This is a genomic window from Streptomyces sp. NEAU-YJ-81 (assembly GCF_017592595.1).
Lineage (GTDB): Bacteria > Actinomycetota > Actinomycetes > Streptomycetales > Streptomycetaceae > Streptomyces > Streptomyces hygroscopicus_B.
Genome location: NZ_JAGFNO010000018.1, coordinates 17,948 through 30,374 on the forward strand (window position 1 = coordinate 17,948; position 12,427 = coordinate 30,374).

The window sequence follows — 12,427 nt, forward strand, 5'->3', positions numbered from 1 at the left end:
CCCGCTTTCCCCCGTTTTCTCCGTGGGCCTGGGATCCCCGGCCCCCGAGACGGCGAAACCCCCTGCCGGACCGGGTCCGGCAGGGGGCGGGGGAAACCACTCAAACGTGCGAATCACACGTCACATACGCCTCAGTGGTTCGTCGCCTACGCCTCAGTGGTTCTTCGGGAACCCGAGGTTGATGCCGACCTCCTCCGACGGCTCCGGCCAGCGGGTGGTGACGACCTTGCCACGGGTGTAGAAGTGCACCCCGTCGTTGCCGTAGATGTGGTGGTCGCCGAAGAGCGAGTCCTTCCAGCCGCCGAAGGAGTGGTAGCCCACCGGCACCGGGATCGGCACATTGACGCCGACCATGCCCGCCTCGACCTCGAGCTGGAAGCGGCGGGCGGCGCCGCCGTCGCGGGTGAAGATGGCCGTGCCGTTGCCCCAGTTGGAGCTGTTGATCAGCTCGATGGCCTCGTCGTAGGTCTCGGCGCGCACCACGCACAGCACCGGGCCGAAGATCTCGTCACGGTAGGCGTCGGCCGTCGGCGGGACCTTGTCCAGCAGCGAGACGCCGATGAAGAAGCCATTCTCATGGCCTTCGACGCTGTACCCCGTGCCGTCCACGACCACCTCGGCGCCCTGGGCCGCGGCCCCGTGCACATAACCGGCGACCTTGTCGCGGTGCTCCTTGGTGATCAGCGGGCCCATTTCGGAGGCCGGGTCGTTCCCGGGGCCGATGCGCAGGCGGGCGGCCCGGTCGGCGATCTTCTTCACCAGGTCGTCGCCGATGTCGCCGACCGCGACGACGACGGAGACCGCCATGCAGCGCTCACCGGCCGAGCCGTAGGCCGCGTTGATGGCGTTGTCCGCGGCGAAGTCCAGGTCCGCGTCGGGCAGCACCAGCATGTGGTTCTTGGCACCGCCCAGCGCCTGCACCCGCTTGCCGTGCTCGATGGCCCTGGACTGGATGTACTTCGCGATCGGCGTGGAGCCGACGAAGCTGACGGCCGCGATGTCCGGGTGCTCCAGCAGCCGGTCGACGGCCACCTTGTCGCCGTTGACGACATTGAGCACCCCGTCCGGCAGCCCCGCCTCGGTGGCCAGCTCGGCCAGCCGGCGGGAGGCCGAGGGGTCCTTCTCGCTGGGCTTGAGGACGAAGGTGTTACCGCAGGCGATGGCCACCGGGAACATCCACATCGGCACCATCGCCGGGAAGTTGAACGGCGTGATGCCCGCGACCACCCCGAGCGGCTGGCGGATCGAGGACACATCGACCCCGGTGGAGACCTGGGTGGACAGCTCGCCCTTCAGCTTCTCGGCGATCCCGCAGGCCAGCTCCACGATCTCCAGACCACGGGCCACCTCGCCGAGCGCGTCCGAGTGGACCTTGCCGTGCTCGGCGGTGATCAGCTCGGCGATCTCGTCGCGGTGGGCGTCCAGCAGCTCGCGGTACTTGTAGAGGATCGCGGTGCGCTTGGACAGGGACACCGTGCCCCAGGAGCGGAACGCCTCCTTGGCCGCGGCCACGGCCGTGTCGACCTCTTCCACGGAGGCCAGGGCGACCTGGGTGTCCTGGGCGCCGGTGGCGGGGTTGTAGACCGGTCCGTACGCGCCGGTCGCGCCCTCGGCGGTCTTTCCGCCGATCCAGTGGTTGACGGTCTTCATGGGTGCGGAGCCTTTCTCTCGAAAAACGTCAGAAACGTCAGAGGTGGCGGCGGCGTGCGGCGGCCTGCCGGTTGTAGTCCTCGCGGGCCTTCACGGCGGCCGGACGGGTCGCGGTCTGGGCGACAGGCACATCCCACCACGCCTGTGCCTCGGGTGCGCCGGACACTGTGTCGGCCGTTTCGGTCTCCACATAGACACATGTGGGCCGGTCCGAGGCGCGCGCCGCGGCCAGCGCCTCGCGCAGCTCGCCCACGCTCTTCGCGCGCAGCACGTCCATGCCCAGCGAGGCGGCGTTGGCGGCCAGATCGACCGGGAGCGGATCGCCGGTGTACTGCCCGTCGGCCGCCCGGTAGCGGTAGGCGGTGCCGAAGCGCTCGGCGCCGGTGGTCTCCGAAAGACCGCCGATCGAGGCGTAGCCGTGGTTCTGGAGCAGCACGATGTTGATGTTGATGCCCTCCTGGACCGCGGTGACGATCTCGGTGGGCATCATCAGATACGTACCGTCGCCGACCAGCGCCCAGACCGGGGTGGCGGGCGCCGCGAGCCGTACGCCGATGGCACCGGGGATCTCGTAGCCCATGCAGGAGTAGCCGTACTCCAGGTGGTACTGGCGCGGGGAGCGGGCGCGCCACAGCTTGTGGAGGTCGCCCGGCAGCGAGCCCGCCGCGTTGATCACCACGTCCTCGTCGCCGACGACCGCGTCCAGCGCGCCCAGCACCTGGGTCTGGGACGGGCGGGCGGTCTCGTCCCCGGCGGCGTACGCGGCGTCCACCCGGCGCTCCCACGCGGCCTTGCCGGTGCGGTACTCGGCCTCGTACGTCTCGTCGACCCGGTGGCCTGCCAGCTCGGCGGTGAGCGCTTCGAGCGCGGCGCGGGCGTCGGCGACCACGGTGGTGGCACCCAGCTTGTGGGCGTCGAACGGCGTGATGTTGAGGTTGAGGAAGCGCACGGCCGGGTCCGCGAACAGGGTCGCGGAGGCGGTGGTGAAGTCGCTGTAGCGGGTGCCCACGCCGATGACCAGGTCGGCGGTGCGGGCGAGGTCGTCGGCGACGGCGGTGCCGGTGTGGCCGATCCCGCCGATGTCGGCGGGGTGGTCGTAGCGCAGCGAGCCCTTGCCCGCCTGGGTGGAGGCCACCGGGATGCCGGTCGCGTCGACGAGCGCGCGCAGCGCGTCCTCGGCCTCGCTGTGGTGGACCCCGCCGCCCGCGACGATCAGCGGCCGGCGGGCGGCGCGGACCGCCCGCCCGGCGGCGGCCACCTCGGACGCTTCGGGGGCGGGGCGGCGGACATGCCACACCCGGTCCGCGAAGAACTCCTCGGGCCAGTCGAACGCCTCGGCCTGGACGTCCTGCGGAAGGGCCAGGGTGACGGCGCCGGTCTCGGCCGGGTCGGCCAGCACCCGCATGGCCTGCAGCGCGGCCGGGATCAGCGCCTCGGGGCGCATCACCCGGTCGAAGTAGCGGGAGACCGGGCGCAGCGCGTCGTTCACCGAGATGTCGCCCGCGTACGGGACTTCGAGCTGCTGCAGCACCGGGTCGGCGGGCCGGGTGGCGAAGATGTCGCCGGGCAGCAGCAGCACCGGCAGCCGGTTGACGGTGGCGAGCGCCGCGCCGGTGACGAGGTTGGTGGCGCCGGGGCCGATGGAGGTGGTGACGGCCTGGGCGGCGAGCCGGTTGTTCTGGCGGGCGTAGCCGACCGCGGCGTGCACCATCGCCTGCTCGTTACGGCCCTGGAGATACGGCATGGTGTCCGGCCCGGACTCCAGCAGCGCCTGGCCGAGCCCGGCCACATTGCCGTGGCCGAAGATGCCCCAGGTGGCGTTGATCAGGCGATGCCGGCGCCCGTCCCGCTCGGTGTACTGGTGGGCGAGGAACTCCACCAGCGCCTGGGCGACGGTCAGGCGGCGCACTGCCGAAGCGGTCATCGTGGGTCTCCAGCGGGTGCAGAATCGGGTGCTTGATAGAGGGGCAGACGGGGGTCGACGGGCTGGTCCGGCCAGGTGGAGCGGATCCAGCCGTGGTCGGGGTGGTCGCAGATGAGCCAGGCGCGCTCCTCCTCCGGGCCCGCCATGACGTTGAGGTAGTACATGTCATGGCCGGGGGCGGCGATGGAGGGGCCGTGCCAGCCGTCGGGGATCAGGACGGTGTCCCCGGAGCGGACCTCGGCGAGGACGTCGGTGCCGCGGCCGTGGCCCGACGGGGAGACCCGCTGATAGCCGATGCCCTCGTTGCCGTGGGCCTCGGCGATCTCGAAGTAGTAGATCTCCTCCAGCTCGCTCTCCTCGCCGGGGCGGCACTGGTCGTGCTTGTGCGGCGGGTACGAGGACCAGTTGCCGCCCGGGGTGAGCACCTCGACGGCGATGAGCTTGTCGCATTCGAAGACGCCGGCGGCGCCGAAGTTGTTCACCTGGCGCGAGCAGTTGCCGCTGCCGCGCAGCTCGACGGGGACGGCGGAGGCCGGTCCGTAGCGCGCGGGCAGCCGCCGCTCGCAGCGGGCGCCGGTGAGCGCGAAGCGGCCGCCCGCACCGCTGGCGATCTGGGCGTGGGAGTCGCGCGGCAGATAGACGAAGTCGCTCACCCCGCTGAACACGCTCTCCCGGCCGTGCAGTTCAAAGGCCTCGCCCTCGGCGATCACGGTGCAGCCGCCGCTCAGCGGCAGCACGATCCACTCGCTTTCACCGGTGGCCAGGGAGTGCGAACCGCCGGGCGGCAGCTCGAGAACCCGCAGGCTGGAGTAGCCCCAGCCGGCCCGCTCTGGGGTGATGTCCACGGCGTAGGGGCCGTCGGCCGCCTTGCCCGCCTGCACATGGAAGCCGGGGAACGGATCAGTGGTGGTCATGGCGTGAAGTCTCTGCCTTCCGTAGCGTCACGTCTCGTAGCGTCACGTTTCGTAGCTCACGTTGCGTAGCGTCACAACAGGCCGACGGCGGTGTCCACGGCGGTCTCGACGCTGCCCTCCGCCGGATAGAGCAGGGAGCGCCCGACGACCAGCCCCTGCACGGTGGGCAGACCCAGCGCCTTGCGCCACTTCTCGTACGCCTCCTCCTGGCCCTGCGGAGACTTGCCCACGTCGCCGCCGAGCAACACCGCCGGCAGGGTGCTCGTCTCCATCACCGCCGCCATCTCGTCGGCGTCGTCGGTGACCGGCACCTTCAGCCAGGTGTAGGCGGAGGTTCCGGCGAGGCCGGAGGCGATGGCTATGGACTTGGTGACGGCCTCGGCGCTCAGGTCGTTGACGACCTTCCCGCCCGTGCGCCGGGAGATGAACGGCTCGACGAAGACAGGCAGCCGCCGCTCGGCCATCTCGTCGATGGCGCGGGCCGTGGTGACCATGGTGGTCAGCGAACCGGCGTCGTCGTAGTCGATGCGCAGCAGCAGCTTGCCGGCGTCGAAGCGCAGCCGGGTCAGGTCCTGGGGGCGGTGTCCGGTGAACCGGTCGTCGAGCTCGAACGAGGCCCCGGCGAGGCCGCCACGGTTCATCGAGCCCATGACGACCTTGCCCTCGAGAGCGCCGAGCAGCAGCAGGTCTTCGAGGATGTCGGCGGTGGCGAGCACCCCGTCGACCCCGGGACGGGACAGCGCCACGCACAGCCGCTCCAGCAGATCGACCCGGTTGGCCATGGCCAGCTTGTGGCCACCGACGGCGAGGGCGCCGCGTGCCGGGTGATCGGCGGCCACGATCATCAGACGGCCGCTGTCACCGATGAGGGGGCGGCGGACCCGGCGGTCGGCCGCCTCGGCGATGGCCTCCGGGTGGCGGCTCCGCACCGTCACGAGGTCGGAAACGCTGATACTCAAGATTCTTCCTCGCATTCGCGATTCATGAAGGGCACACGGAGCGCGGGGACCGCGTGACCGGACGAGGGGAGCGCCTGGCGCCCGGGGTCAGCCCCCACCCAGCAGGGCCTCGACCTCCGCTTCCGTGGGCATCGCGGAGGAGCAGGCGAGGCGGGACGCGACGATGGCGCCCGCCGCGTTGGCGTACCGCATGACACGCTCCAAGGGCCCGCCGGAGAGCAGCCCGTGGCACAGGGCGCCGCCGAACGCGTCGCCCGCGCCGAGTCCGTTGACCACCTCGACCGGGACGGGCGGGACCTCCGCGGTGGTGCCGTCGCGGTGCACGGCGAGCACCCCGCGGGGGCCCTGTTTGACGATGGCGAGCTCCACACCCGCGTCCAGCAGCGCCTGCGCGCACGCCTTGGGCTCGCGCGCACCGGTGGCGATCTCGCATTCGTCCACGTTGCCGACGGCGACGGTCGCATGGCGCAGCGCCTCGGCGTAGAAGGGCCGGGCGGTCTCCGGGTCGGCCCAGAACATCGGCCGCCAGTCGAGGTCGAAGACGGTGGTGCCGCTCTTGGCCCGGGCGGCGAGCGCGGCGAGGGTGCTGGTGCGGCTGGGCTCCTCGCTGAGCCCGGTGCCGGTCATCCAGAAGATCCGGGCGGCGCGGATGGCGTCGAAGTCCAGCTCATCGGAGTGGATCTCCAGATCGGGCGCCTTGGGGCGGCGGTAGAAGTACAGCGGAAAGTCGTCGGGCGGGAAGATCTCGCAGAAGGTGACCGGGGTGGGGTACTGCTCGACGGGGGTGACGAAGCGGTCGTCCACCCCGAAGGCCCGCAGCTCCTGGTGGATGTAGTCGCCGAACGGATCTGCCCCGGTGCGGCTGATCACCGCGGAGCGGCGGCCGAAGCGGGCCGCGGAGACCGCGACATTGGTCGCCGAGCCGCCGAGAAACTTTCCGAACGATTCGACCTGCGGCAGTGGCACACCGGTCTGCAGTGGATACAGGTCCACTCCGATGCGGCCCATCGTGATCAGGTCGTACGGCTCACTCATGCCTGCCCCTTCGGGAAAGACGCAGCTCAGGGTCTGGTGCACAGAATTCCGGGAGGTGCCCCGGCCCTTCAGGTCTAGACGTGTCCCCCAGCCACTGTCAAGGCTTTGTCCTTACATACTGACGTAATCATCCGGGGCCATGGCGTACGTTATCGCGTCGTTACGTCCAGATGAAATGTTGTCATGACAAAGCCTTGACAGAGGACAGTCGCGGGGAGTTGGCTCCCGTTCTGCAACGGCCGTGCCAACTCGACGGACCTGCCTTGAGAGGTGCTGGAACGGATGGACCTCAGACTCAATCGACACCGCAGAGCGGGCCTCGCCGCACTCGCCACCGCCGCCGTCCTGCTGGCAGCGGGCTGCAGCAGCCAGGGCGGCAAGAAGGCCCAGGAAGCCGACTCCGGCATCGCGGCCGGCAAGGCCGACACCCCGCGGCTGAGGATCGCGATGATCACTCACGCGGCCCCCGGCGACACCTTCTGGGACACCGTGCGCAAGGGCGCCAAGTCCGCGGCGGCCAAGGACAATGTCGACCTCGTCTACTCCAGTAACCCCAGCGGAGCCGACCAGGCCAACCTGATCCAGAACGCGATCAACCAGAAGGTCGACGGCATCGCCGTCACCCTCGCCAAGCCCGACGCCATGAAGGGCGCGATAGCCAAGGCGAAGAAGGCCGGGATCCCGGTCGTCGCCTTCAACGCCGGACTCGAGCAGTGGAAGGACATGGGTCTGCTGGAGTACTTCGGCCAGGACGAGAACATCGCGGGCCAGGCATTCGGCAAGCATCTCAACGAGATCGGCGCCAAGCACAACATCTGTGTGATCCAGGAACAGGGCCATGTCGCCCTCGAGGCCCGCTGCGCGGGCGTGAAGAAGACCTTCAAGGGCAAGACGGACACCCTCTACGTCAACGGCACCGACATGCCGTCCGTCAAGTCGACCATCGCCGCGAAGCTCAAGCAGGATTCGAGCATCGACTATGTCGTCACCCTGGGCGCCCCGTTCGCCCTGACCGCCGTCCAGTCCGCCAAGGACGCGGGCGGCAAGGCCAAGGTCGCCACCTTCGACCTCAACAAGGACCTCGTCTCCGCCGTCCAGAGCGGCGATGTCCAGTTCGCCGTCGACCAGCAGCCCTATCTCCAGGGCTATCTGTCCATCGACTCCCTGTGGCTCTTCAAGAACAACGGCAACTTCAGCGGCGGCGGCGAGAAGCCCGTGCTGACCGGGCCCGCGTTCGTCACCAAGGAGAACGTGGACACCATCGCCACGTTCGCCAAGAACGGAACGCGGTGACCCGGCCATGACCCATACCGCCACCCCGGCGGCCGCCACACCGCCCGCCTCCCCCGCGGCCCCGCCGAAGACCCGCACCGCCGAGCGCTCGCTGGCCCGGCGGGCGCTGGCCCGCCCCGAGATCGGGGCGCTGGTCGCGGCCATCGGCGTCTATCTCTTCTTCTTCGTCGCCGCCCCCACCTTCCGCCAGGCCGACTCCTTCGCCACCGTCCTGTATCAGGCGTCCACCATGGGGATCATGGCGCTCGCCGTCTCCCTGCTGATGATCGGCGGTGAGTTCGACCTGTCGGCCGGGGTCGCGGTCACCAGCTCGGCGCTGACCGCCAGCATGTTCAGCTTCCAGCTCACCACCAATGTGTGGGCGGGCGTGATCGTCGCCCTGCTGGTCTCGCTCACCGTGGGGCTGATCAACGGAGTGCTGCTGATCAAGACCGGGCTGCCCAGCTTCCTGGTCACCCTGGCCAGCTTCCTGATGCTGCAGGGCGCCAACCTGGCCATCACCAAGCTGCTGACCGACAATGTCGCCACCGACTCCATCACCGACATGGACGGCTTCGACCAGGCCAAGTCGCTCTTCGCCTCCGACATCGACGTCTTCGGCGTCGATGTGAAGATCACCGTACTGTGGTGGCTGATCTTCGCCGCCATCGCCACCTGGGTGCTGCTGCGCACCAAGTTCGGCAACTGGATCTTCGCGGCCGGTGGTTCGAAGGAGAGCGCACGGGCCGTCGGCGTACCGGTGAACCTCACCAAGATCGCCCTCTTTATGACGGTGGGCTTCGCGGCCTGGTTCGTCGGCATGCATCTGCTCTTCGAGTACAACACCGTGCAGGCCGGCGAGGGCGTCGGCAACGAGTTCTACTACATCATCGCGGCCGTGATCGGCGGCTGCCTGCTCACCGGTGGCTATGGCTCGGCGATCGGCGCGGTCCTCGGCGCCTTCATCTTCGGCATGGTCAACCAGGGCATCGTCTACGCCAACTGGAACCCCGACTGGTTCAAGTTCTTCGTCGGCGTGATGCTGCTGCTCGCGACCCTCGTCAATCTGTGGGTGCGCCGTCAGGCCGCCAGGAGGTGACCGTAATGGCAACGAACGAACCCAAGAACAGCCCCGCCGGCGCCGCGCAGACCGCCGCACCGGCCGATGAGCCGGTGGTCCGGCTGCGGGGCGTGGGCAAGCTCTACGGGAACGTGCGCGCCCTGGAGGGCATCGACCTGGCCGTCCGGCCGGGCCGGGTGACCTGCGTACTCGGCGACAACGGCGCCGGTAAGTCCACCCTGATCAAAATCATCTCGGGGCTGCACCAGCACGACGAGGGCGAGTACCTCGTCGACGGCAAGCCGGTGCGGCTGAACAACCCGCGCGACGCCCTCAACCTGGGCATCGCCACCGTCTACCAGGACCTGGCCACCGTGCCCCTGCTGCCGGTCTGGCGGAACTTCTTCCTCGGCTCCGAGCTGACCCGCGGCCCCTGGCCGGTGCGCCGGCTGGACATCCAGCGGATGAAGAAGATCACCGATGAGGAGCTGTCCGCCATGGGCATCCACCTCGACAACCTCGAACAGCCCATCGGCACCCTCTCCGGCGGCCAGCGGCAGTCCGTGGCCATCGCCCGGGCGGTCCACTTCGGCGCCCGGGTGCTGATCCTGGACGAGCCGACCGCGGCGCTCGGGGTCAAGCAGTCCGGTGTCGTGCTCAAGTACATCGCGGCGGCGCGCGAGCGCGGGCTCGGGGTCATCTTCATCACCCACAACCCGCACCACGCCTATATGGTCGGCGATCACTTCGCGGTGCTGAGGCTCGGCGCCCTGGAGCTGAACGCGGCGCGCGAGGACGTCAGCCTCGAAGAGCTCACCAACCACATGGCCGGCGGCGCCGAACTGGCCGCCCTCAAGCATGAGCTGTCCCAGGTCCGCGGGGTCGATGTGGACGAGCTGCCCGGGGAGGTGACCGCCCCTTCCGCCTGACCGAGCACCTTCCCCTGACAGGACGCCATCCTCCGGATGTCTTTCCACTGACAAGACGTCCGAATGTCCTGACGAACTCTTGACGGCCGCCCGCCCGGCCGGTGAAGCTGCCCAAAACAGTACGACGCGGGCACCCCAGCACACCGAGGAGACCCTCTGCCATGACTGCCGACGCCTCCCCCGCACCCGCCCTGGACCGCATCCGGGTCGGCTCGGCCCCCGACTCCTGGGGGGTCTGGTTCCCCGACGACGACCAGCAGGTCCCCTGGCAGCGCTTCCTCGACGAGGTCACGCAGGCCGGCTACCAGTGGATCGAGCTGGGTCCGTACGGCTATCTGCCGACCGACCCGGCCCGGCTCACCGAGGAGACCGGCCGGCGCGGCCTCAACGTCTCCGCGGGCACCATCTTCACCTCACTGCACCAGGGCCCCGAGGTCTGGGACGCCACCTGGGAGCATGTCTCCCAGGTGGCCGAGCTGACCCGGGCGATGAACGCCAAGTACCTCGTGGTCATCCCCTCCTTCTGGCGGGACGACAAGACCGCCGAGCTGATCGAGCCCCCGACGCTCACCGCCGAGCAGTGGCGCCATCTGTCCACCGGGATGGACCGGCTCGGCCGTGAGGTGCGGGAGCGCTTCGGGCTCGACATCGTCGTCCACCCGCATGCCGACACCCATATCGACACCGAGGAGAACGTGGCCCGCTTCCTGGACGCCACCGACTCCGACCTCGTCAACCTCTGCCTGGACACCGGCCACTACGCCTACTGCGGCGGCGACAGCGTCAAGCTGATCGAGACCTATGGCGAGCGCATCGGCTATCTCCACCTCAAGCAGGTCGACCCGGAGATCCTCGCCGATGTGGTCAAGAACGGGGTGCCGTTCGGCCCCGCCGTGCAGCGCGGCGTCATGTGCGAACCGCCGAACGGCGTTCCCGAGCTGGGACCGGTCCTGACCGCGGCCCAGCGGCTGGATGTGGACCTGTTCGCCATCGTCGAGCAGGACATGTACCCCTGCCCGCCCGACCAGCCCTTCCCCATCGCCGAGCGCACCCGGCGCTTCCTGCGCTCCTGCGGCGCCTGACCTCCCTTTCGCCCCCACGGGCCGTCGAACCGTCCAGAGAGCAGAGAGAAGAGAGATCCGCCTATGACGCAGCAGGGAATGCTCGGGGTCGCCGTCATCGGGACCGGCAAGATGGGCGCCGACCATGTCCGCCGCATCAACGAGGTGATCAGCGGCGCCCGGGTGGCCGCCGTGGTCGACATCGACGAGGCGCGGGCCAAGGCGGTCGCCGACACCGCCGACGGCTGTCAGGCGTTCACCGACCCGGCCGCCGCGATGGCCGCACCCGGCGTGGACGCGGTGCTGATCGCCTCGCCGGGACCCGCGCACGAGGCCGCGCTGCTCAGCGCGTTCGAGCGCGATCTGCCGGTGCTGTGCGAGAAGCCGCTCACCCCGGACTCCGCCTCCGCGCTGCGGGTGCTGGAGGCCGAGCAGAAGCTGGGCCACCGCCGGGTCCAGGTGGGCTTCATGCGCCGCTACGACACCGAGTTCATGAAGCTCAAGGCGCTGCTGGCCGGTGGTGAGCTGGGCCGCCCGCTGCTGCTGCACTGCCGCCACCGCAACGCCTCGGTGCACTCGTACTTCACCAACGAGATGATGATCACCGACTCGGTGGTGCATGAGATGGACCAGTCGCGCTGGCTGCTGGAGCAGGAGATCACCGCCGTCACCGTGCTCAAGCCGACCCCCAGCTCGCTGTCCCCCGAGCCGCTCAGCGACCCCCAGCTTGTGGTCTTCGAGACCACCGGTGGAGCGATCGTCAATGTGGAGATCTTCGCCACCTGCGGCTTCGGCTACCAGGTGCAGGCGGAGGCGGTCTGCGAACGGGGCACCGCCCGCGTCGGCGACGCGCACGGCATGCTGGTCAACCGGCCCGGCACCTGGGGCGGGGAGATCGCCCCCGACTTCGTGGCCCGCTTCGAGGAGGCGTACGACCGTGAGGTGCAGGCGTGGGTCAACGCCACCCGGCGCGGGGAGGTCGAGGGCCCCAGCGTCTGGGACGGCTATGCCGCGACCGCCGTCAGCGAGGCGGGGGTCCGGGCCCAGGCCACGGGTGAGCGCACGGCCGTCGAGATGATCGAGCGCCCCGCGTTCTATAGCTGACGCCCCACCGACTGACCCACAGCGGACCGGCCGTTTCCCACGGCCGGTCCGCTGTCGCCATGGCAGCGGAGTCATCGTCCGGTGCGTCACTCGTGCGTCACAGCCGTCACATCTCCACACGTCTACGTCACAGGTGCTCAACAGCCCCTGGCCGCCCGTCACTCAGCGTCGTTGACCCGGGCACAGGCTGATGGAGCGTGAGCAGGCGCGCCGCGGCTCCCCCGACGGCCCCACTGGGCCGTGGCCGCGACGACCTGCGGAAGGGCATAAGAGATGACCGACCGGAGGCTGTGGTCCTACAAGGAGATCGCCGCACATATCGGTGTGCAGACCGACACCGTGCGGTCCTACCGCAAGCACGGCCTGCTGCCGCCCCCCGATCTCGTGGAGGGCGGCAAGCCGTACTGGTACGCGGATACGATCCGCTCCTGGGTGGCCCGCAGACCCGGCAACCGCCGCGCCCGGCGGGACGCCGAGGATTAGCGGCGCGGGCGCCGTGGTGCCGTACCCCCGTGATCC

General features: G+C 69.8%; 11 protein-coding genes. 6 read left to right on the forward strand and 5 right to left on the reverse strand.

The window, feature by feature from the left end:
* Positions 1-153: 153 nt before the first annotated feature.
* The 5 genes from J5X86_RS30985 to iolC form a co-directional block, all read right to left on the reverse strand.
* Positions 154-1,650: a CoA-acylating methylmalonate-semialdehyde dehydrogenase gene (locus J5X86_RS30985; protein WP_208520010.1), complete on the reverse strand. Its 1,497-nt coding sequence runs from the start codon at positions 1,648-1,650 to the stop codon at positions 154-156.
* A gap of 37 nt (positions 1,651-1,687) precedes the next feature.
* Positions 1,688-3,574 carry a 3D-(3,5/4)-trihydroxycyclohexane-1,2-dione acylhydrolase (decyclizing) gene (gene iolD, locus J5X86_RS30990; RefSeq protein ID WP_208520011.1) on the reverse strand — a complete coding sequence of 629 codons (1,887 nt, stop codon included), beginning with the start codon at positions 3,572-3,574 and terminating at the stop codon, positions 1,688-1,690.
* A complete protein-coding gene (iolB, locus tag J5X86_RS30995; protein ID WP_208520012.1) occupies positions 3,571-4,488 on the reverse strand; it encodes a 5-deoxy-glucuronate isomerase in 918 nt (305 codons plus the stop codon). Before iolB ends, iolD begins: the two co-directional genes overlap by 4 nt.
* Positions 4,489-4,559: 71 nt before the next feature.
* Entirely contained in the window at positions 4,560-5,447 is an 888-nt protein-coding gene (locus J5X86_RS31000) for a deoxyribose-phosphate aldolase (RefSeq protein WP_208520013.1), read from the reverse strand.
* Between the two features lie 87 nt (positions 5,448-5,534).
* Positions 5,535-6,482, reverse strand: coding sequence for a 5-dehydro-2-deoxygluconokinase (gene iolC / locus J5X86_RS31005; RefSeq protein WP_208520014.1), 948 nt, complete (start codon positions 6,480-6,482; stop codon positions 5,535-5,537).
* A gap of 282 nt (positions 6,483-6,764) precedes the next feature.
* Here iolC and J5X86_RS31010 point away from each other — a divergent pair, with 282 nt between their 5' ends.
* The 6 genes from J5X86_RS31010 (at position 6,765) to J5X86_RS31035 (ending at position 12,391) form a co-directional block, all read left to right on the forward strand.
* Positions 6,765-7,775 carry a sugar ABC transporter substrate-binding protein gene (locus tag J5X86_RS31010; protein ID WP_208520015.1) on the forward strand — a complete coding sequence of 337 codons (1,011 nt, stop codon included), beginning with the start codon at positions 6,765-6,767 and terminating at the stop codon, positions 7,773-7,775.
* Between the two features lie 7 nt (positions 7,776-7,782).
* A complete protein-coding gene (locus J5X86_RS31015) occupies positions 7,783-8,853 on the forward strand; it encodes an ABC transporter permease (protein ID WP_208520016.1) in 1,071 nt (356 codons plus the stop codon).
* Positions 8,854-8,858: 5 nt separating this feature from the next.
* Entirely contained in the window at positions 8,859-9,743 is an 885-nt protein-coding gene (locus J5X86_RS31020) for an ATP-binding cassette domain-containing protein (RefSeq protein ID WP_208520017.1), read from the forward strand.
* A gap of 161 nt (positions 9,744-9,904) precedes the next feature.
* Positions 9,905-10,825, forward strand: coding sequence for a sugar phosphate isomerase/epimerase (locus J5X86_RS31025; RefSeq protein WP_208520018.1), 921 nt, complete (start codon positions 9,905-9,907; stop codon positions 10,823-10,825).
* A gap of 63 nt (positions 10,826-10,888) precedes the next feature.
* Positions 10,889-11,908, forward strand: a complete 1,020-nt coding sequence (locus J5X86_RS31030) for a Gfo/Idh/MocA family protein (RefSeq protein ID WP_208520019.1) — start codon at positions 10,889-10,891, stop codon at positions 11,906-11,908.
* Between the two features lie 273 nt (positions 11,909-12,181).
* Entirely contained in the window at positions 12,182-12,391 is a 210-nt protein-coding gene (locus tag J5X86_RS31035; protein ID WP_208520020.1) for an AlpA family transcriptional regulator, read from the forward strand.
* Positions 12,392-12,427 lie beyond the last annotated feature (36 nt).

Coding starts and splice junctions, on each gene's coding strand:
- iolC (WP_208520014.1), bottom strand. CDS start 6,482: ATGAGTGAGCCGTACGACCTGATCACGATGGGCCGCATCGGAGTGGAC.
- J5X86_RS30985 (WP_208520010.1), bottom strand. CDS start 1,650: ATGAAGACCGTCAACCACTGGATCGGCGGAAAGACCGCCGAGGGCGCG.
- J5X86_RS31025 (WP_208520018.1), top strand. CDS start 9,905: ATGACTGCCGACGCCTCCCCCGCACCCGCCCTGGACCGCATCCGGGTC.
- iolB (WP_208520012.1), bottom strand. CDS start 4,488: ATGACCACCACTGATCCGTTCCCCGGCTTCCATGTGCAGGCGGGCAAG.
- J5X86_RS31035 (WP_208520020.1), top strand. CDS start 12,182: ATGACCGACCGGAGGCTGTGGTCCTACAAGGAGATCGCCGCACATATC.
- J5X86_RS31010 (WP_208520015.1), top strand. CDS start 6,765: ATGGACCTCAGACTCAATCGACACCGCAGAGCGGGCCTCGCCGCACTC.
- iolD (WP_208520011.1), bottom strand. CDS start 3,574: ATGACCGCTTCGGCAGTGCGCCGCCTGACCGTCGCCCAGGCGCTGGTG.
- J5X86_RS31020 (WP_208520017.1), top strand. CDS start 8,859: ATGGCAACGAACGAACCCAAGAACAGCCCCGCCGGCGCCGCGCAGACC.
- J5X86_RS31015 (WP_208520016.1), top strand. CDS start 7,783: ATGACCCATACCGCCACCCCGGCGGCCGCCACACCGCCCGCCTCCCCC.
- J5X86_RS31030 (WP_208520019.1), top strand. CDS start 10,889: ATGACGCAGCAGGGAATGCTCGGGGTCGCCGTCATCGGGACCGGCAAG.